We start from the raw sequence: 21533 nt of genomic DNA on the forward strand, positions 1-21533 counted from the left end.
CTAGGCAAAACTTTAAATAAGTCAATCTGATTTTATAGGCTTTTAAGTGCAATGTATAGTAAACTGATTTGAACGCATGTAGCAGGTCGCTCGTTGTCTCGCCTATTATTATAGGATCTACCATCATGCCTGTCACAAAATTCAATGGAATTGACTATAGTTTTATCTGTCATTGTGAGGAAATTATGAAATAATTGACTAAGCAAGGAAGTATAAAAAATACTAAATCATAGTATTTTTTATTATTTTTTCTAGATTGCCACGCCCTTTTAGCTATGCATATCCTGGCAATGACAAATTCTTTTTTAATAATTATCCGGTACTAATAAGAAAGTATTTTAGTTATTTTTTCTTTTTAGTTTTTGGTTTGTTTTTTTAGATTTTTTAAAATATGGATCAGGATCAAACCAACTAATGTCAGTTATACTTTGTTTTTTGTAAAATGTATCAAATTTATTTAGATAACTCTCAAAATCTTTATTCTCTTCAGCTAGTCTATTAGCTATGTTCCAATCAACCTCGGACTTTTCTTTAGCCGGAATTAATATATTACTATTTTTAGGATCTTTTTTGTCTAATAAAATGAAGCCTATATCATGCCTTGCACATAGCATTTCTAATTCATGTCGAGTATCATTTTGTTTACTTTCAATTAAATCAGCAGCAACCAAATACCCAAAGTGAGCCCAAGAGGAATTTGACAAAGCTTGAAAAAAAGACTCTCGTAAATTACTGCGTGTAATTTCTGTTTTTACTTCGAAAGACCAAAGTTTTGCTTGTTTTCCTACAGAATGTTTAGCACATTCTTTAATTATTAATCACTAGAATTTACGTAATTTATAAATTTAGAAAATAATGTTTTGAAGTTATTAGTAGTAGCATTTGCTACTTCTTTGGAGGGGATATTTTTGAGTTCGGCGACTTTCTCAGCAACATATCTAACGAAAGCCGGTTCGTTTTGTTTGCCACGCATAGGGGTAGGGGCTAGATAAGGTGCATCGGTTTCAATCAGTAACCTATCAAGTGGCACATATTTAACTATTTCCTGCAAATCAGTTGCATTTTTAAAAGTTATAATACCTGACATTGAAATATATAAACCGATATCTAGCATTTTTTCCGCTAGCTTTTTTGAAGAAGTAAAGCAATGTATCAACCCAGGAAATTTATTATTACGCATTTCCGAGGTTAAAATATCTATAGTATCATGGTCTGCTTCTCTTGTGTGAACAATAAGCGGTAACTTTGTCGTAGCCGCAGCTTCTATATGATGTAATAAGAAATTTTTTTGTAGTTTTTTATCATAAGGCTCGTGATAATAATCAAGCCCAGTTTCACCTATTCCAATGATTTTGGGGTGATTAGTAAGTTCTATAATTGTTGTAGCGTCATTGCGAGGAAAGGCGAAGCCTTGACGTGGCAATCTCATTAAAATTTCCTGAGATTGCCAAAGCACTTGCAGTGCTTCGCAATGTCGTTCTTTATTTACCTCGCACGGATGTACACCGACAGATGCAAAAATATTTTTATATTTTTCCGCTATTTCTAAAATAACCGGAAAGTCATCAAGTTTAGTGCAAATAGTTTGCATATATTGCACGTTATTTTCTATAGCTTGTTTGATTATGTTGTCTATTTCTACATCTTTTAGTAAGTTAAGATGGCAATGTGAATCTATTAGCATATGTGTTTCTAATAAGTGAAAGGGGGTAGAGACCGTCATTGCGAGGAAAAACTATAAGTTTTGACGAAGCAATCCAGTAAAAAATGTTAACTTATAGCATTTTTTATTATTTTTTCTAGATTGCCACGCTCCTTGCAGTCGCGTAGCTCAGACGATTTGGTATCCACGCAACAATGCCTTTGCGAGGAGAGGCAAAGCCGAGGGCGGAGGCAATCCAGTGAAGCATCCTGAGATTGCTTCGTCGAAACTTTCAGTTTCTTCTCGCAATGACGTGAAATATTACTCAAACCTTGGAAATACTATAACCGGTTCTAGAATATCGCTAGCTGGTGTTAAAGCAAACTCAAGCGATAAATGCTTAAATAAACGCTCTTCTGCGTTTACCCCTAGCTGATCAAGCATTTTACCAGCAGAACTTGGCATAAAAGCCTGAAGCATTATGGCGATATAACGCAAAGTTTCTAGCAGAGCATATAACACCTCTAGCATTTTCTCAGGGTCTGTTTTTTTCAAATTCCAAGGAGCTTCGCTATCAATATAAATATTTGCTTCTTCGGCTAAATTAATAATATTATCAAGAATCTTGTTAATTTCGGTTTTTTCCATTAGCAGAATATTCTGTTTAGCAGAGTTAATTGCTGTTTTTAAAAGCGGTAACTCATATATTTTATTAATTGCATCTTGCGTGATTGCCGGCACTTTACCATCATTATTTTTATAAACAAAAGAAGTAGTACGTTGCAATAAATTACCGATCTTATTGGATAATTCGCTATTAATACGGGTAATTAGATTGCTGCGGGCAAAGTTACCATCTGCTCCAAATGTTATCTCACGCATTAAAAAATATCTAACCTGATCAACACCAAACTCTTCTATCAGCTTAATCGGATCAATGGTATTCCCAAGTGATTTAGAAATTTTCTGTCCCTCATTAGTCCACCAACCATGTGCCATAATTGTCTTAGGCAGTGGAACTTCAGCAGCCATTAAGAAAGCAGGCCAATAAACGGCATGGAAACGTAGAATATCTTTGCCGACTACCTGTAAATTTGCTGGCCAAAACTTGCCGTAATTGCTATTTTGATCAGGATAACCAAGGGCTGAGATATAATTAGCAAGTGCATCAAGCCATACATAAATCACGTGCTTATTATCGTTTGGGACTTTGATACCCCAGTTAAAAGTGGTGCGTGATACGGACAAATCTTTTAGACCTGACTTAACAAAGCTGATGACCTCGTTACGTCTTGATATAGGTCTGATAAAATCAGGGTTTAGCTTATAAAACTCAAGCAATTTATCTTGCCATTTTGAAAGATTAAAGAAATAGCTAGGTTCTTTAACCCATTCCACAGTTGCACCGGTTGGGGCTAATTTGTCCGCTGTTAGCTCAGATTCATCATAAAAAGCTTCATCACGAACGGCATACCAGCCCTCATAAAAACCCTCATAAATAAAGCCGTTATCTAGTAATTTCTGCCAAAACATAGCTACTGCTTTTTTATGCCTTTCTTCCGTTGTTCTGATAAAATCATCATTTGAAATATGCATGGCAGTCATAAGATGACGAAAACTTTGAGAAGTCTGATCAGTAAATTTTTGCGGATCAATATTTTTATTAATAGCAGCTTTTTCTACTTTCTGCCCATGTTCATCAGTGCCTGTTAAAAACATGACTTCACGACCGCTAAGACGCATAAAGCGGGCAATCACGTCACTTGCAACGCTGGTATAAGCATGCCCAATATGCGGGACATCATTAACATAATATATGGGAGTGGTAATATAATAGGTATTATTCATATTAAATTTAAGTGTTTTTTTATTAACTTGTGTACTTGCGTAGGATCAAGATCGGAAGCCTTAATTGTTACTATTCTCTCAGGAAATTTTTTACTTAATCCTTTAAAGCAATCATAAATTTTATTGTAAAAATCTAACCCTCTTACGTCAAATTTATTGCTCATATTTCGTGAATTTACCCGCTCAATGGCAATAGAAGATTCTACATCAATAAAAAAGGTAATGTCCGGCATAAGAGGCGGCATTAAGTCTTTGTACAGATTATATACGAGTTCTATACCGTTTTCTAGCTCTAATCCTTGATAGCAGGCTGTTGAGTCAATAAACCGGTCGCATATTACTATTTTCCCTGCCTGTAAAGCCGGTATAATTTTTTTTACCATATGGTCATAACGTGCTGCCATAGCTTGCAGTAGTTCAGACATCGGCAGTAGATCGGTATGCACTAGGATCTCACGCATCTTTTCTGCTACGCTAGTGCCGCCAACTTCACGGGTTAAAATTACGGGAATATTTTGGGATTTTAGATATTCGTATAACATTTGACATTGGGTAGATTTGCCAATTCCTTCCCCTCCCTCAAAAGTGATAAATGTTCCTTGTTTCAATTTGCTCATTAATTGCAATTATTTTTAACTATAACTTTCTAATAATATCTTTTAAAAAAATATTTACAAGGATTGTATATCGCTAATAAATGAAAAGTGGATAGAGTAGTTTATACGTCGAGTATATGCTTTTTTCAAGGTAGAAAAATTACACCCCTAAAGTTTTTTTGCCTTTAGTTTGCTCTTGCTCTACAGATTGAGTATGGGATTTGGCATGAGGGATCGCCAGATCAACTATATGTTCATAGCGTGCTCCGTTTTCAAGTAAAACACGACCACATTTATTCACTAAAGTTATATCATCTTTAGTAAATTTATTGAGAATAGTTTCTGTAATGTCATAAAGAAATTTCCAAGATAATTCTATTCGTTCTTGTAAGGTGAGTTTTTTATTATCCTGATTTTTGTTATTAAGAGCAAAAGTTTCCTCAGAATTATTTTCTCCAGAAGTCGTAATATTTTTTTTACGTGATGCTGTTTTATATATTAAATATATTACTAATACTAATAAACATCCTATAGCAATTAAAATATGAGTATTAAGCACTTTTTGACCTGCCTTGTGTTTGATTTAAGTTTTGTGATTTGGAAAGCACTGTAATTATTGCCTTACCTACTTTAACTAACTCTGCTACCTCAGGAGCTAATTTAGCTATTGTTAAAATCGGCTTAGGTATTAGGTTAGTTGTTATTATCCCGCTTATAACGCTTTCTAATTTTTGTCCCCCTGGTATTACTCCTGCTATTTTTTTCACATCACTTGCAATTTTGGTAGCTGCTTCTGCTGCTTTAAATAAAGAAGTTATTTTATCAACAAAAGGAGTTTCAGGGTTTGCTGCTTTTAATAATTCTGTTTTTGTACTATTTAATCTATCACTAATAGTATTTTTGATGGAATGCAATTTTTCATCTTTTATCTCTTCAGGAAGTGCTTTTTCTACATCACTTTTTATTTTTGATATTTTTTCTTCTACCTCTTTAGTAGTTTGCGGTATAGCTTTGTTAGCTTCTATCACGTAATCTAACGATGATTCATTATTAGGATTTTTTGCTATTTTAATTACTTTCTCAATAGATTCTTTTGATATTTCTGAAACTTTTGAAATTTCAATAATTTTCTTAACAGGATCTTTGGATATTTCTGAAATTTCGGCAACTTGTTCAGCTTTTTTATAAACGTCCTTAAGGTTTTTATTATCCTTTATTTCTTGTTGCATATTTTTAATATCGTTATGCCATTTTTTTATTTTTGGCAATAGTTTTTCATGGTCGATGAGATTATTGACTTTTTCAAGTATACCGCTTGCTTTTATGAACGTTGAAAGAATAGGTAGTTGAGTTGCAATTACAGTAATTAATATATTTTCTAATGATGTTATAATTTTCTTAGAAGCACCAGGATAAACTTCATCTAATTCTTTTTGAAATTTTAGAACTTGTTCTAAAACACTTAAACATTTTTCTACGATAATTCCGTCAAATAGAAATATATCTTTTGTCTTTAACTGATCTTGATAATTCACTAAGAGATGTTTTTACTGTTTTGTTAAAAAGTTTTTCTATCTTCTCTAAATCTAAATTTTCAGTTTGTGCTAATTCTTTTAAGGAGCTTTTTAAAATAATAAGAATATTAGCTTCTAAATCTTTTATATTAGTTTTTAAAGAACCAGAAAAACTATTTAGTCTTTTTAAAAGGTTTAATAACTCTGTTTCTTGTTCTTTACTTAAACCAACAAACTGAGAAAAATCTATTAGAGTTTTAGGCATATATGTTATTTATTATCAATTATTAATTAATTGTAACGCTTTGTGTAGAAAAATGAAATATAAAATAGTTATCATTGCCCTTAGAATTAATTTTTGTTATATTACGTGCTAACATTGTTACATAGTATTATATTATCTAACTTAAAAATAGCTATATTCTTGAAAGATTAAACTAATCTTACTACCATATTACCAACTCATTTAAAAAATTTATGCGTAAGTTAACTATATTTATTTTCTCATTATTACTAACTTCTCCCGTTATTGCAATAGATTTGCAAGAAGCTTTAACAGAAGGGTATAAAAATAACAATGATCTGAAGACTGCAAGAGTTAAATTTGTTAATTCTATTGAGCAATTTCCTCAAGCTTTTTCAGGATTTATGCCTAATGCAGCGTTGAGTGTTAACAGAAATAATAGTAAAACCAAATATGCTAGGAGATATGCTCAACAACTTAACAGCCCCCCGGAAGTAGATAATAATCAAGCGACAGTGGTAATTGAACAATCTTTATTTAATGGTGGTTCAGATGTTGCTGCTCTTAGATCTGCACAGGCAGCTTTTAGATCGTCACGTGGTCAATATTATTCTAGTGAGCAAAAAGTATTATTAGATTTAATCACCGCTTATCTTGATTATTTTGAAAGTAAAGAGAAATATGATATTTCAGAAAGTAGAGTTCGTACTAATATCCAACAAGTAAACACTGTAGAAGAAAAATTAAGGCTTGGTGAAGCAACTGAGATAGATATAGCAACTGCAAGAGCAGGGCTTGCAGCAGCAGAAACGAATAAGCTAACCGCTTATGCTGATTTCCAAGCAAAAAAAGCAAACTTTATTAGGGTATTCGGTATAGAACCTACTGATATAGCTATGCCTATTTTACCTCAAGGATTGCCAAATTCATTAGATGAGCTAACAAAAAGAGCTGTTAATTTAAATCCTGATATTAATTCAGCAAGACATAGCGTAACTTCAGCAAAAGCACAAGAGTTAGTAGAAAAGGGAAAATTATTGCCGCAAGTAAGTGTAAAATTGCAATCTGGTAGAACTAATTATAATCCGCAAAATTTAAACACTGAGCAAATAAATACTAGAAATGTTACTACTACGTTATCTGTTAATGTTCCTATTTATCCAAATGGAGGAGCTCAATATTCAAAAATTAGATCAGCTAAAAATCAAACAAGAAATAGTGCGATACAGCTTGATGGTGCAATAAGACAAGTGCAGGCGTATGTTATAAGTATATGGGAGGGTTTTGAAGCAGCAAAATCTCGTATTATTGCAGCAGATCAAGGAGTAGCGGCAGCTCAGATATCTTATGATGGTACAGTACAAGAGGAAATAGTAGGTTCTAAAACAATGTTAGATGTTTTAAGTGCTGAAGAAAAGCTCTATGATGCAAAAATAACACGTGTTGATGCTTATAAAGCCTCTATACTTACTGCATATCAAATGAAATCATTAACTGGTGAGTTAACTGCTCAAAGTTTAAAGCTTAAGGTAAAATACTTCAGTCCTGAAGAGGAATTTAAGACTATTAAAAAGAAAATGTTTATAGGTTTCTAAGTGAGTAAGGAAAGCCAAGATATGTCGATAGAAGACATTCTAAAATCTGTTAAAGGAGTAATTAACGAGCGTAAAAATTTAAACAATGAGGACGAAGATATACTTGAGTTAACAGAAATAATAGACCAAGATGAAGAGGAGCTAATATCAACTAAATCTGCTGAAAAAGTAAATGATATTTTAAAAGATTTCACCTCAACTATTAAAGATAAAAATTTAGATAATAATGTTTCATCTAAAAATGCTCTTGAAGAATTAGTAATCGAAATGCTAAAGCCGGAACTTAAAACATGGCTTGATAAAAACCTACCTTCGCTTGTAAAAGAATTAGTAGAGAGTGAAATAAAAAAATTAGTACAAAATAGTAGGAAGTAGAGAATGTTAGGTTAAGCGTCATTGCGAGGAGAAACGTAGTTTCGACGTGGCAATCTTGTTAAACATCCTGTAATTGCACACGTACAAAAATTACAGTTTTTCCTCGCAATGACGGAAAAATTGAGCCACGCAGGTAAAGCTGCTACAAGATGATAAACTCAAATAACTATTTAATAGGGAAATATATGTTAAATAAATTATGCAGGATATTATTTTTTATAAGTCTATCCCTAGTTGCGTTGCAAAGCTATGCTGCTGCACCGCCGCCATTACCTATGCCATCACAAAATTCTGATATAAAAAGCAAAGATGAGCAGCCTACTTCTGACTCTAGATCATCTATGTCCATTTTTGATAAGATTAAACAATTTTTCCATAAATCACCAAAAAAAGCTCCATTGCCTAACCCGCAAGCACAACAAGATAAGCCAAGTGATAAATTAGTTTCACAAGAATCTAACAAAAACGAAGTACAATTGCCTAATGCAAGCAATGAAACTCATCAAACTGATACAAACTTAGTTTCACATAATGATACAAATAGCGAGAAAGAGGCATCTGAGCCTTTTATAGATATGGGTAGTGCAACACTGTCTAGTGCAAGCAATCAGACTCATCAAGCTAATGCAAATTTAGCTTCACATAATGATACAAATAATGAGAAAGAAGCATCTGAGCCTTTTATAGATATGGGTAGTGCAACACTGCCTAGTGCAAGTAATCAGACTCATCAAACTAATATGAATTTAGCTTCACATAGTGATACGAATAGTGAAAAAGAAGCATCTGAGCCTTTTATAGATATGGGTAATGCAACATTGCCTAGTGCAAGCAATCAGACTCATCAAACTAATACGAATTTAGCTTCTCATGATGATACAAAAGATGTGGCATCTTCTAATAACAAAGAAGCAAATAGTACGCCTTTGCCTAATACTGCAAATAATGAAGAAACACAGCCCGAGCTTAAAGTAGCTGGATCTCTTATATCTAATCCACCTCTTCGTCCAGGCAGCTATGTAGTACCACCTGCACCACGTACCCAAGTATATCAACCTATTGCTCTGCCACCTACGCATCAATATATAAAGCTTACTCCTCCACCAGAGGCGAATGAACAGCAAGATAATGTAACTGCACCGCCCCCTCCTCAAGTGGTAGCACCAACAGTAATGCCAGCTACTCCTGTTCCTGTAGTTAATCAGCCTACAGCAAGTGACGTAGTAACACCGCCAGTAACAACTCCTGCACCTGTACCGGCAACACCATCTACGCCTAATACGCCTGTACCTACAGTTAATCAACCGACAGCACCAACTGCACCTAGTAATACGCCTATACCAGCGGTACAGCCTGTAGTTCCGCCTGCAACAATGCCAACTACAACCGATTCTTCAGCCAAAACTGATAATTCGAAAGAAACATTTACTGCCGATGTAAATTCGCCGAAAAAACAAGATTGGAATACTCCATTAAAACCTGTTGAAGTGTTATCTGCAAATCAGAATCAAGGTTCTAATAATACTAATGCTGCTAACAATTCAGCTCCAGCTAATCAAAAACAGGTACAACCACAAAATACAAGCACTCCAGTAAGTTCTTCAAATGTAGTTGTTAAGAAGCAAGATAATATCGTTAATACAGAACTAACGGAATCAGCAACGAAATTTGCTAAAGACGAAAGCCAAATGTTATTATTACCTGATGATGATATTATACTTGGTAAGTTAACCGAGCAGGCTACTTTAGATCAGATGGATATATATTCATATATTAAGCTATTCCAGAAAAAAGCAGAATGGATAGCAAATGCTGATAGAAGAAAAGCTGTAGAAAGTTTCGTTAAATATGACAACGATCTAAATAAGAAAAAAGATATTACCGCTACCTTATCTTATTGTAGTGCAATAGATAACTCTTTTAGAGCAATCGATAGAAATAACCTTTCTAAATTACGTGTTTTACTTGATGTTTACCCTATATTACAAGAAAAAAATAATAAAGGTGATACATTACTTACTGCTGCTGTTTATAAAGATAATTATTATCTAGCAAAATATTTAGTAATACGCGGCATAAAAATTTCTACTTTAAACTCTGAATGTCAATATCCTCTAGATATCGCCATAGCACGTGGAAACACTAATATAGCGTGTATGCTGACCAAAGCTAAGGGTTACTAATACTCGTCTTACATTATTATTAATTATATATTTTCTTCAAACCATAATTGCTTTTCTATACTAAATAGTTTAATTTAAAGAAGTATAAAAAATTCTTTTTTAATCGTAATTCTAACTTATGAGCGATCTATTTAGCTTCAACAAAGAAAAAAAACCTAAGATAGTTAACAATACATATAGTGCAAAAGATATTGAAGTATTAGAGGGGCTTGAACCTGTTCGTAAAAGACCTGGTATGTATATTGGTGGCACAGACTTAAATGCTATGCATCATTTAGTCTCTGAGGTGCTTGATAACTCTATGGATGAGGCTGTAGCCGGTTTTGCAAGTATTATCACGATAAAAATGCATCAGGATCACAGTATAACCATATCGGATAATGGTCGTGGAATCCCTATCGATAATCATCCTAAATTCCCTAATAAATCAGCATTAGAAGTTATTTTAACTACGCTTCATTCTGGCGGTAAATTTTCAAGCAATGTTTATCAAACTGCTGGTGGGTTGCATGGTGTTGGGGTATCAGTAGTTAATGCCTTAGCAGAACATCTAGAAATTAAAGTATATAAGCAGGGTAAATTATATAAGCAAAGCTATGCAAAAGGTGAAAAATTAACCGAATTAATATGTGAAGAAACACCTAAAAGGCTAAAAGGTACATCGATAAACTTCATCCCTGATCCAGAAATTTTTGGCGAAAAACTACATTTTAATCCTAAAAAAGTTTATGAGCTTGCAAGATCGAAAGCTTATTTATATCGAGGTGTTACTATAGAATGGGAGTGTGAAATTGAAGCATCTAGCGATGTACCTAAGAAAGCATTAATAAACTTCCCAAATGGTTTAAAAGATTATTTAAGCTCAAAAATAACACCAGATGATTTAATTACGCCAGAAATCTTTTCTGGGAATGTTGAATCAGAGCAAGACGGCATAAAGCTTGAATGGGCAATTTGTTGGCAAAATAATGATAGCTCGGCATTTATTCAATCTTACTGTAATACAGTCCCAACACCCTTAGGCGGAACTCACGAACAAGGTCTTAAATCTGCTTTACTACGCGGACTTAAAGCATATGGTGAAATGGTTGGGAATAAAAAAACCGCTAATCTAACTATTGAAGATATTTTAGAAACTGCAAGTGTTGTACTATCTATTTTTATAGCCGAGCCTACTTTTCAAGGGCAAACTAAAGAAAAATTAGTATCTCAAGGTGTAAGCAAACCTGCTGAAAATATTATAAAAGACCATTTTGACCATTTTCTTAGTAGCAACAAAATTATAGCTAATAATTTGCTTGAGCATTTTATAGCCATTGCTGAGTTTAGATTAAATAAGAAAAATGAAAAAACTATTTCTCGTAAAAATGCTACGCAAAAATTACGTCTGCCCGGTAAGCTTGCTGACTGCACAAGAACTTCACCAGAAGGTACAGAATTATTTATTGTAGAAGGTGATTCGGCAGGTGGTTCAGCTAAACAAGCACGTAATAGAGAAACGCAAGCGGTATTGCCGTTATGGGGAAAAGTCTTAAATGTTGCAAGCTCTACGCTTGAAAAGATAGTTAATAACCAAGCTATACAAGATTTAGAAATAGCTCTTGCTTGTGGTAGTATGAAGAATTATAAAAAAGAAAACTTGCGTTATGAGAAAATAATTATTATGACTGATGCCGATGTTGATGGTGCTCACATAGCTTCATTATTAATGACTTTCTTCTTTTTAAGAATGCCAAAATTAGTAGAAGATGGACATTTATATTTAGCAAAACCACCACTTTATCGCTTAACGCAGTCTAATAAAACTTATTATGCAAATGATGAAGAGGAAAAAGCCAAACTAACAGATAAATTATCCAAGAGTAGTAAAGCTAAGATTGAAGTTGGTAGATTTAAAGGACTCGGTGAAATGATGCCTATGCAGTTAAAAGAAACTACCATGCATCCAGAAAAAAGATCATTATTAAAGGTTACTTTAGAAGATTTTCAAAATGTTGATAAAATAGTAGATGATTTGATGGGCAAAAAGCCGGAAAAAAGATTCCAATTTATTTATGAACAGGCTTTAGTTAAAATGGATAAGATTATTAACGAGTTGGATATTTAAGATAAGCGTCATTGCGAGGAGCGAAGCGACGAAGCAATCTCATGAAGTAGTACAAGACTCCTAAGATTGCTTCGTCGAAGCTTACAGTTTCTCCTCGCAATGACGGGATGACAATGAAAATGGAGTATTATGTATTTACGTTTAATTATAGCATTATTTTTTACTATAAATTTTGTTTCTGTATTTGCCGCTACTAAAGAAGAAACGAAAGAGCCTCAAAATAAAATAACAAACGAAGAAGCTTATAAGCAGTTTCAGGAAATATTTGAACGTGTTGAAAAAGAATACGTAGAAATACCAGATAAACAAAAAATGATAGATGAAGCGATTAACGGCATGTTAAATTCGCTTGATCCGCATTCAGGTTATTACACAGGTGAGGATTTTGAAGATATTTTTACATTTACTAAAGGTGAGTTTGGCGGAATTGGAGTTACCATAATGTATGATAGCGGGGCTATAAAAATAATATCTCCTATTGATGATTTGCCTGCATTCAAAGCTGGTCTAAAAGGAGGGGATTACATAGTTGGGGTGAATAACGAGTTAGTATCTACAATTGGTCCTAACAAAGCCGTGAAAGAAATGCGAGGTACGCCGGGGACTAAAGTTAAATTACTGGTTATAAAAGCCGATGAGGTAAAACCACAAGATATAGAGCTTACTCGTGAAATAGTGAAAATGAACCCAATAAAAGCACATTTGGAAAAAAATAATATTGCTTATATACGTATTATTACTTTTAACGAATCAACAATCTCTGAATTGAAAGCAGCAGTAAAAAAGCTTAAATCTGAAAGTAAAGACGATATTAAAGGTATTATTCTCGATATACGTAATAATGCAGGAGGTATACTAGAACAGGCAATTGCTGTTAGTGATTACTTTATTGATTCCGGTATAATATTGACGACAAAAGGTAGAGCTAACTTGATCGATACTGAAACCAAAGCAAATGAGTTTTCACTGAAAGCTCCAAAAGTTCCTATGATAGTCCTGATAAACGGCAATTCTGCTTCAGCTGCGGAAATAGTAGCAGGAGCGTTGCAAGATCATAAAAGAGCGATAATACTTGGGACTAAATCTTTTGGTAAAGGTTCAGTTCAGGCTTTGACTCAAATTAATCAAAGAGCAGCTGTAAAACTTACTATCGCTAAATATTACACACCAAGCGGTCGTTCTATTCAAGCAGATGGTATAGAGCCTGATATTATAATTGAACCAGCAAAAGTAGAATATCCAGAGGTTAAAAAAATAGATAAACGTTTTTCTGAAAGTTCTTTAAAAAATTATTTGAAGAATGATGCCGAAAAAGATAATTCATCCAAAAATAAAGATAGTAAAAAAGAAACAAAAGATAAAAATAACAAACAAGAAGATAACGAATTATCTGAATTATACAAAAAAGATTACCAATTTGCTCGTGCTTATGATGTAATTACAGGGTTAATTATTAATAAGAATCTGGAAACAAAAGGGGAAGTTAAATAAGAGTGAACCAGCCCCACCTATGTCACCCCACTAGGTCCAGTTAAAAATATCAATGATATTGATATTTTTAATTGTTTTTCTGGATCCCGTGGTCAAGCCACGGGATGACAGGGGGGGAGAATGATCCACGCGGGCAATGCCTTGCGAGAAGCGAAGCGAAGTGACAATCTTATGAAATAGTACAGGATTTTTGAGATTGCTGCGTCGATTCTACGAATCTCTTCGCAATGACGTGAGACATTACACTACTACTAAATGAAGAGTTGAGTAGACGAAGTTTAATTTGGAAAAGAGCAAGGCGTTTTAAAGCTTTTAACCGCAGCGTATACTTAATACGTGAGGATTAAAAGCAAAAAACAACGACGCCAATTTTTCAAATTAAACGAGTATACAGAAAAATAAGGTGATAATGAACCATAATAAATATATAGTCAGATTATCATTTGTTGTATTATTTCTTAATATTGTCATAAATATGATGTTTTATCGTTATTTTATGATAAAAGAGATGATAGTAAAACAGGTAGCTTTACAAAACACTAAAATTGCTTGTCTTTATACCCGCAATATTTGGAATGCTCATGAAAATGTAATTAATAAATTACATAAATTTGGCTATTTAAAATTATTACAAGATCAAGAATTCATTGATTTTGTCATTATTACTGCTGATTGGTTTACTAATCTTGATATTAACATTTCTCTGTATGATCTTAACGGTAATAAATTTATTACCAGTAATATGCTAAATATGTATAGTGTGGATAATTATCCAGATGATAGTTTAGTTGAAATATTCACCGCAAAAATTGATAAATATTTTTTTAGATCTCTTACTGCAAAAGCACCTTTGTTAAGTGCTCTTGAAGGTGTTACAAGTCATATATTACTTCCTAGGGTTATAATTCAGAATGAAAATGATTTAACAGAAAAAAAAGCTTCTTTTATTACTAGCTATATACCTATTATAGGTAGTGATTTAAACAATTTTCCAGTAGATGCAATACTTGAGATTAATACTAATATTACTAATCAGTGGCAAAATATAATATCTCTTGAGCAAAAAGTTTTCATAACTTTTATTATTATTTTTATAATATTTTGTACTATAATTGTTAGTAATACCAATTATGCTAGGCATATTATCGAAGAGCAGCTAGTAACAAATAGAAATTTAAAAGCTGAAATAATAAAGGTAGAAAAGACTAGCTCCTCAAATACAAAATTCTTTGCCAATATTAGTCATGAGTTACGAACCCCTCTTAACGCTATAATAGGCTTTTCTGAAATTTTAATGTCAGAAAAAGATCCAGAAAAAAGTAGAAATTATATTAAAGATATTAATGATGCCGGTAAGCATCTACTTAGTATGATTAACGATATTTTGGATCTTTCTAAGGCTTCTGCGGATAAGCTAAAAGTAGATAGTATTGATCTTGATTTAAATAAACTGGTTAGCTCATCACTTATACTTGTTAAGCCTCGTGCTGATCAAGCTGGAGTAGAATTAGTTAACAAGTCACCGAAAGAGCATATTGTTATAAAGGCAGATCCAAAAAGACTTAAGCAAGTATTTTTAAATCTTCTATCAAATGCTGTAAAATTTACAAATGCCGGTGGAAGTGTTACTATTACAATGGAAAAAGATGAGCTAGCTAAATTAGTATATATAAAAGTTATAGATACCGGTATTGGTATTGAAGAAAAAGATATACCAAAAACTTTGTCAACATTTGGACAGATTGATAGTGAACTTAGCCGCAAATATGAAGGTACAGGGCTTGGACTGCCGCTTACTAAAAAGTTAGTTGAGCTTATGAATGGTAAATTTGATCTGCAAAGTAAAATAAATGAAGGAACTACTATTATACTGACTTTTGCTTATGACGGCAGCATCGAAATATAAAATATACTCGATGAACTTCAAAAATTGGCTACGTCGTTCTATAAGTACTGCGGTGCTCACGTATTAAGTAACTGCTGCCGCTCCTCGTCTTATGAACTCCTTGCTCTTTTTGAAGTTGATCTTCGTATAGGTCAAATTTTAGGATCCGCCTGTGCTCACGTAGTTATCTACTGCTTGTGCAGGCTTACCACTTACTTGACTTTCAAATCTTAAAATATCTGCGGTATATGATAGATTATTGTAAGATTTTTAAAAACATGTGGAATGTTAGAAAATTTTCAGTATTATAAGAAACATTATTGTAAAAATAAAAAATAATATGAAGCTAGTTATTTTAATATTTACTCTTTTATTTTCATTATTAACGTTTGCAGAAAGTGGCACTATAAAGGGACAACCTTTAAAATATGCAGCAAGTAATGATTTTGAAAGTAGATTGGATGAACAAGAACAAGAAATTAGAAGATTAATTGGTAAAATTGAAGTTCTACAACATAAAATTGATATATTAAGCAAAAATTCTAATATTCCACAATTAAGTGAAAATGTTGAAGCCTCAGAAACAGAACATCAAAATACTCCTGATGTCTTTGACGTGAGCCTACTTAAAGATATGCCTAATAGCGTAGAGGAGGTAAAAACTGCTCCTGAACCTAACAAGGATGTTGCACCTGATAAACAAGCTTATGATTTAGCTCTTGCTTCTTACAAAGATAATAAGACTGATGATGCTAAAAATAAATTCAAAAACTTTATCCAAAAATACCCTAAGAGTTCAATGATTAGTAATGCTTATTTTTGGTATGGAGAATGCTTTTTTAAACAAAAAGATTATAATACAGCTGCTGTTAATTATCTAAAAGGTTATAAAGAATCGCCAAAAGGAGCAAAATCCTCTGATGGTCTATTAAAGCTAGCACTTTCACTTGGTGAATTAAAGAAGACTACAGAAGCTTGCAATATGCTTGATAAGCTGAATAAGGAATTTCCAAGTAATAGAACAGCTGCATCTAAAAAAATGGCGGAAGATGCTAAGTTTAAATTTGGCTGTACCACTAAATCAAAATAAAAAATATGACAGATATTCTAGACGAAGTATTAAATGATCAAAATGAAGAAAAAAGGCTGATTTTTTTTAAAAGACTTTTACCTATAGTAATAATTATTGCCTTAATAGCTATTACTATAATGGTCATTAACAATAACAATAAAAATAAGCAAATTGAAAATAACCAAAAAAATGGTGACATTTTTGTTAAAGCAGTTAATTTAGAAGTTGTGCAAGGTAATAGGGAACTTGCTATTAGTACCTTAGAAAATTTAGTTGGCATTAGTGATACTAAGATAAAAGAGATTGCTTTACTAGAGCAAGTTGCTATAAAACTTTCAGGGCAACAAAATTCAGAAGCCAAAGATTTACTTGGTAAGATTATTGAAAATAAGGAATATTCAGAAATCGTTACTTCATATGCTCGTATTGCATGGTGTAGTCTCGTTATCGATGATGAAAATCTAGATATTGCTGATAAAGAAAAATTAGTAAAATATTTAAATTATTTTGATGATGAAAATAAGCCTTTTTGGGCTACAGCAAATATTATGAAAGCTATTTGGGATATTAAGAGCAATATGCTTGCAGAAGCAGAAAAGAATTTAAGAATTTTAGTAGCATCAAATAACACTTCAGATTTACTAAAAGATCAGGCAAAAGCTTTGCTTGCAGGCTTAGATAGAGCTAAATAATAGAATTAAAGGAGAAATATGATCAAGAAAATAGTAAGTTTATTATTACCGCTCATTATTTTAAGTGCATGTAACGCACTTGGTCCAAAAAGAGTAAAAAATATAGTTGAATTAACTCCTAAATTATCTCTGCAATCTAACGAACCAATATATTTAGGAAATAGTGCAAATATATATGCATTTAATCCAAATATGTTAAAAAACAAGCGATATGATTTTGTTAAAAATAAAACCATTACAGAGCCTGTTTTTGTTGGTGATATGATTTATGCGTTAGACATTAGGTCAAATGTTTCAGCATTCTCTATAGAAAAGAATAAAGTTATTTGGTCTTATAATTTAAGCCGAAATAAAAAAGATAATTATATTGGTGGTGGCATCCTACATTTTAACGATAAGTTATATGTAACATATGGTTCAAGATTATTAGTAGTACTTGATGCAAAAACAGGTTATGAAATAATTAGAAAACAGCTTCCTGATATCATCCGAACAAAACCGGTTATGCTAAATGATAGCACGGTTTTAGTCCAAACAATCAGCAATCAAACAACAGCTTTAAATGCTGAAACTTTAAAAAACGTTTGGGAGCATGAGAGTTTAGCTGAAGTTCTATCAGCAAGCTATTTCATGACACCGATAGTACATAAAGATAGTGTAATAATAACTTATAATTCCGGACAAATACTTGCATTAAATACAAAAAATGGTGAAGTAAAATGGAATTTTGAATTTGCAAGTTTCGATCATGTAGCTATACCAAATTTTGAAGAAGCTAGCATTTTATGTACTCCTATTTATGATAATAATAATTTATATATAGCAACAGGACTCGGTAAACTTATTAAATTAAATCTCGATACAGGAGCAGCTATTTGGCAAGTAAATGCTGAGGATATTCAATCAACATCCTTAATCGGTAATAGTTTATTTGTCACAAATAATGCAAGGCAGATAGCTGCTTTTAATCCTGAAACAGGCTTAGTAAAATTTGTAGCTGATTTAAATGATGGAAAAGATTCCAAAAAACTCAAAGCTTCTACTTTCTTAGCACCTTTTATAGCAGAGAATAACGGCAGTCGCAGCCTAGATATTATTTCTATGAGTGGTGTTTTATATAGCTTTGATTTAGATAATAATGATCATTTAGGTACAGTGCCAAATATTACTAAAATCATTAATAATATCCATTATTATGGTTTAACTGCTAATAAAAACTTATATTTTTCTACCGATAGAAAAATAATATAAATATAACTTGACAAACTACTGGTATTAATGCTATTAAATATGGCTTTAGATCTTTATTCAAAAATTTTAATTAAAAAGATATTGTTGTGAAAACTTATTCTGCAAAACCATCGGAAATTGAAAAAAAATGGTGGGTTATAGACGCAAAAAATGTTGTACTTGGAAGACTTGCAAGTAGAGTTGCTAATATGCTTCGTGGTAAACATAAACCTAGCTTTACTCCTCATATGGATTGTGGTGATAATATAATCATAATCAATGCAGAGCATGTAACATTAACCGGTAAAAAAGCAAATCCTAAAGATGGGAAGATATATTATAGACATACGGGATTCCCAGGCGGTATTAAGGATACTACTGCAGGTAAAATTTTAAGTGGTAAACACCCTGAGCGAGTCATTAAAATGGCAGTTAAAAGAATGATTACAAGAAATGCTTTAGGTGCTAAGCAAATGAGTAATCTATATATTTATGCAAATAATGAACATCCTCACGCAGGACAGCAGCCTGTAGTTTATGATTTTGCAAGCCAAAATCCAAAAAATAAGAAGTAATCAACTATGACAACGTTAAAGATTAAAACAGACAAAGTAGAAAAGCCGCTAAATAAGGAAGCTTTAATTGCTGACAAACAAACAGTTAAAACTCCTAAAGAGAAAATGGATAATTCAGGTAGATTCTATGCTACTGGTAAAAGAAAAAACGCTATAGCACGAGTTTGGCTTAAACCAGGAAAAGGGCAAGTAATTGTTAATAAAAAAAGCTTAGATCAATATTTTGCTTCTGAAACGCAAGTCAAAACTATATTGCAACCTTTTACTTTAACGAAAACTAATAATCAGTATGATATAGTTTGTACAGTTAGAGGGGGTGGTATTTCAGGGCAGAAAGGTGCTATCTTGCATGGTATATCTAAAGCATTAGCACAATCAGCTCCAGACTTTCATGCTGTTTTACGTAAAGGTGGCTTCTTAACACGTGATTCTAGAGTAGTAGAGCGTAAGAAATACGGGCAACATAAAGCACGTAAGAAAACACAATTCTCTAAACGTTAATTTATTGTTTTATTTCGTTTTCGTGTAGGTGAAGCATTATTGCGTGGGTCGAAAAACGCCCTCTGCGTCATCCCGTGGCGGCATTGTTGCGTAAATCAAGAGTCGTCATTGCGAGCGACTGCAAGGAGCGTGGCAATCCAGAAAAAATAATAAAAAATGCTATAAGTTAGCATTTTTTACTGGATTGCTTCGTCAATTACTTCGTAATTTCCTCGCAATGACGAAAAAACTGATCCACGTGGGGCAAGCCTTAGGCGAGAATGACATTGAAGCCATGCAATAACTAGGTACAAGCTAACTAGGTGTCACCGAACACGCTTTTAGATTGGACGCAATTAAGACTAACTGAAGAACAATAAAATATCGCATTTACAGCAAAATCCACAATAAAAACACATCTTTGGCGGGGTAGCTCAGTTGGTTAGAGCGACGGAATCATAATCCGTGTGTCGGGGGTTCAAATCCCTCCCTCGCTACCATTTCTTCTTTTTTTAATATTCTGTCTACAGTAAAATAGCACTAGATAATTTAAAAAAATCAGTGCCATTGTGAAAAAAAATAATATTATTAGATAGCTTTTATATCATTCCCGCTTAAGGCTTGTCCCACGTAGAGCGGAAAATATTCTTGGTGTCATTCTTAGCTAAAAGTTTGGCTTTATTGAATGGCTCGATTTTTTTTGCTGTCACCCCTTGGCTGGATTATAATACCGGACAGTTATTATTATATGTCATTCCCGCGTGGTATTGTTGCGTGGATCATTTTCCCCTGTCATCCCGTGATTTATGAACTAGAGCCAGCTTAGTATTTTTTATTATTTTCTGGATCTAGTTCCCAAGCAACTAGATGACACCGATCACGTTTTTTGATCTACGCAACAATGCTTTCCCGCCGTTGCTAAGAATGACATATAAGGTCACCTACGCCTGATTAAAATATAACATTTTTTTAAAACTGTCCGGTATTATAGGCTCTGACCATGAGAGCCAGAAAGAACAAGATCAATCAAGCTTTTAAAATAACTAATTACTCATTGTGAATCAGGAATATCTCCTAACTGTAATACTTCAGGATTGAAAAATTTAAACATTGCAAGATGACAAGAATCATAATCCCCTGTTTTGTTATCATTATACTTTTTAATCGTGTTAATACTTTTAGAATCCTCTGCAATATTATACAAATTCCTAATCACTAAATCGTTACTTGGGGATGGATTAATGAATTTATAATTACTTCTATTATGAGTAAATTGTATTTTTGTTGCTGATTCTAGTGTTAACTCACTTATATCTAGGTCATTCTCAGTTTGTTCAAAGTTTTTACCATTTGCAATATTAATAGAATTCACTTTACTATATGCACATAAATTATCAAATATTGTATTGGCATTAACAAAAATATTTTCTAAATATGAGCACTGATTTAATATTAAAGGGTTATTGTTAGTCAAACTATTTTCTTCAATAATAAGGTCGATCGATTTTCCTCATGATTATATATAATAATTTCTGAGTCCAAATTAATCTGAGTAACAGTGCAATAGTTTCCGAATTTAACAGAATCCCCAAAACCATTAATATTAACCATACCACCCTGAATTTCAACAATAATTCCATTATCATAAGAAATCATAGTATAATTTAAATTGTGATTATTGTTATAGGTAATTTTAAAACCATCAGCAGGTATAATAGCTTCTTTAGTTTTGATCTTAAGCTCTCCTGCAAAGTTATTAAAAATAATTCCTTCATTATTAGTTTCAATCTCAACATTCTTACTGCAATCATTATAAAAAATTTTAGTATAACTCAAATCTCTACCCTTACTGTTATCATTAACAACTGTAACATTATTTTCTGGTATAACAGCAGATTTAAATGTAAATGTACATATATGTTCAGAATCACTAATGCTTATAGGACCTAAATCATTATTAGAATTAGTTATTGTTAACCTACTCATATTTTAACCTATTGTTAA

18 protein-coding genes, 1 tRNA gene and 2 pseudogenes are annotated in these 21533 nt (G+C 32.7%); 13 read left to right on the plus strand and 8 right to left on the minus strand.

Annotated elements, in window-relative coordinates:
- Positions 1-338: 338 nt before the first annotated feature.
- From AAGD49_RS01105 to AAGD49_RS01135, 6 genes and pseudogenes are all read right to left on the minus strand, one after another.
- Positions 339-704, minus strand: coding sequence for a hypothetical protein (locus tag AAGD49_RS01105; protein WP_341788783.1), 366 nt, complete (start codon positions 702-704; stop codon positions 339-341).
- Positions 705-814: 110 nt separating this feature from the next.
- A complete protein-coding gene (locus AAGD49_RS01110; protein ID WP_341788784.1) occupies positions 815-1684 on the minus strand; it encodes a TatD family hydrolase in 870 nt (289 codons plus the stop codon).
- A gap of 279 nt (positions 1685-1963) precedes the next feature.
- Positions 1964-3490 carry a methionine--tRNA ligase gene (metG, locus tag AAGD49_RS01120; RefSeq protein WP_341788785.1) on the minus strand — a complete coding sequence of 509 codons (1527 nt, stop codon included), beginning with the start codon at positions 3488-3490 and terminating at the stop codon, positions 1964-1966.
- A complete protein-coding gene (gene tmk / locus AAGD49_RS01125) occupies positions 3487-4107 on the minus strand; it encodes a dTMP kinase (protein ID WP_341788786.1) in 621 nt (206 codons plus the stop codon). The genes metG and tmk overlap by 4 nt, the downstream gene beginning before the upstream one ends.
- 139 nt (positions 4108-4246) lie before the next feature.
- Positions 4247-4645 carry a DUF2660 domain-containing protein gene (locus AAGD49_RS01130; protein WP_341788787.1) on the minus strand — a complete coding sequence of 133 codons (399 nt, stop codon included), beginning with the start codon at positions 4643-4645 and terminating at the stop codon, positions 4247-4249.
- Positions 4638-5865 (minus strand): annotated as a pseudogene (locus AAGD49_RS01135) (hypothetical protein). Before AAGD49_RS01135 ends, AAGD49_RS01130 begins: the two are co-directional and overlap by 8 nt.
- A 212-nt stretch (positions 5866-6077) precedes the next feature.
- On the opposite strand from AAGD49_RS01135, the gene AAGD49_RS01140 reads away from it, so the two are divergent.
- The 13 genes and pseudogenes from AAGD49_RS01140 (at position 6078) to AAGD49_RS01200 (ending at position 20029) form a co-directional block, all read left to right on the plus strand.
- Positions 6078-7439 (plus strand): TolC family protein, encoded by a 1362-nt coding sequence (locus tag AAGD49_RS01140; protein ID WP_341788788.1) that lies wholly within the window; start codon positions 6078-6080, stop codon positions 7437-7439.
- A gap of 21 nt (positions 7440-7460) precedes the next feature.
- Positions 7461-7814: a DUF2497 domain-containing protein gene (locus AAGD49_RS01145; protein WP_410525924.1), complete on the plus strand. Its 354-nt coding sequence runs from the start codon at positions 7461-7463 to the stop codon at positions 7812-7814.
- A 185-nt stretch (positions 7815-7999) separates the two neighbouring features.
- Entirely contained in the window at positions 8000-9997 is a 1998-nt protein-coding gene (locus AAGD49_RS01150) for an ankyrin repeat domain-containing protein (protein WP_341788790.1), read from the plus strand.
- Between the two features lie 118 nt (positions 9998-10115).
- Positions 10116-12104, plus strand: a complete 1989-nt coding sequence (gene parE / locus AAGD49_RS01155; protein ID WP_341788791.1) for a DNA topoisomerase IV subunit B — start codon at positions 10116-10118, stop codon at positions 12102-12104.
- Positions 12105-12233: 129 nt separating this feature from the next.
- On the plus strand, positions 12234-13595 hold the full coding sequence (locus tag AAGD49_RS01160; RefSeq protein WP_341788792.1) for a S41 family peptidase: 1362 nt from the start codon (positions 12234-12236) through the stop codon (positions 13593-13595).
- 409 nt (positions 13596-14004) lie between these two features.
- Positions 14005-15501, plus strand: coding sequence for a HAMP domain-containing sensor histidine kinase (locus tag AAGD49_RS01170; protein WP_341788793.1), 1497 nt, complete (start codon positions 14005-14007; stop codon positions 15499-15501).
- A gap of 319 nt (positions 15502-15820) precedes the next feature.
- Positions 15821-16570: a tol-pal system protein YbgF gene (gene ybgF / locus AAGD49_RS01175; RefSeq protein ID WP_341788794.1), complete on the plus strand. Its 750-nt coding sequence runs from the start codon at positions 15821-15823 to the stop codon at positions 16568-16570.
- Between the two features lie 5 nt (positions 16571-16575).
- Positions 16576-17244 (plus strand): DUF2659 family protein, encoded by a 669-nt coding sequence (locus tag AAGD49_RS01180; RefSeq protein ID WP_341788795.1) that lies wholly within the window; start codon positions 16576-16578, stop codon positions 17242-17244.
- 18 nt (positions 17245-17262) lie between these two features.
- A complete protein-coding gene (locus AAGD49_RS01185; protein ID WP_341788796.1) occupies positions 17263-18495 on the plus strand; it encodes a PQQ-binding-like beta-propeller repeat protein in 1233 nt (410 codons plus the stop codon).
- Positions 18496-18581: 86 nt separating this feature from the next.
- Entirely contained in the window at positions 18582-19049 is a 468-nt protein-coding gene (gene rplM, locus AAGD49_RS01190) for a 50S ribosomal protein L13 (RefSeq protein WP_016948207.1), read from the plus strand.
- Between the two features lie 6 nt (positions 19050-19055).
- Positions 19056-19550, plus strand: a complete 495-nt coding sequence (gene rpsI, locus AAGD49_RS01195) for a 30S ribosomal protein S9 (protein WP_011476917.1) — start codon at positions 19056-19058, stop codon at positions 19548-19550.
- 94 nt (positions 19551-19644) lie between these two features.
- Positions 19645-19781, plus strand: a pseudogene (locus AAGD49_RS07555) (lytic transglycosylase domain-containing protein); the annotation flags it as partial.
- A gap of 171 nt (positions 19782-19952) precedes the next feature.
- Positions 19953-20029 (plus strand) — tRNA-Met (locus AAGD49_RS01200).
- A 551-nt stretch (positions 20030-20580) separates the two neighbouring features.
- Here AAGD49_RS01200 and AAGD49_RS01205 read toward each other — a convergent pair.
- Together AAGD49_RS01205 and AAGD49_RS01210 are read right to left on the minus strand one after the other, a co-directional pair.
- Positions 20581-21003, minus strand: coding sequence for a hypothetical protein (locus tag AAGD49_RS01205; RefSeq protein WP_341788797.1), 423 nt, complete (start codon positions 21001-21003; stop codon positions 20581-20583).
- On the minus strand, positions 21000-21515 hold the full coding sequence (locus tag AAGD49_RS01210; RefSeq protein ID WP_341788798.1) for a hypothetical protein: 516 nt from the start codon (positions 21513-21515) through the stop codon (positions 21000-21002). Before AAGD49_RS01210 ends, AAGD49_RS01205 begins: the two co-directional genes overlap by 4 nt.
- Between the last annotated feature and the right edge of the window lie 18 nt (positions 21516-21533).

It is taken from the genome of Rickettsia endosymbiont of Lasioglossum villosulum (genome assembly GCF_964026455.1).
Taxonomy (GTDB): domain Bacteria; phylum Pseudomonadota; class Alphaproteobacteria; order Rickettsiales; family Rickettsiaceae; genus Rickettsia.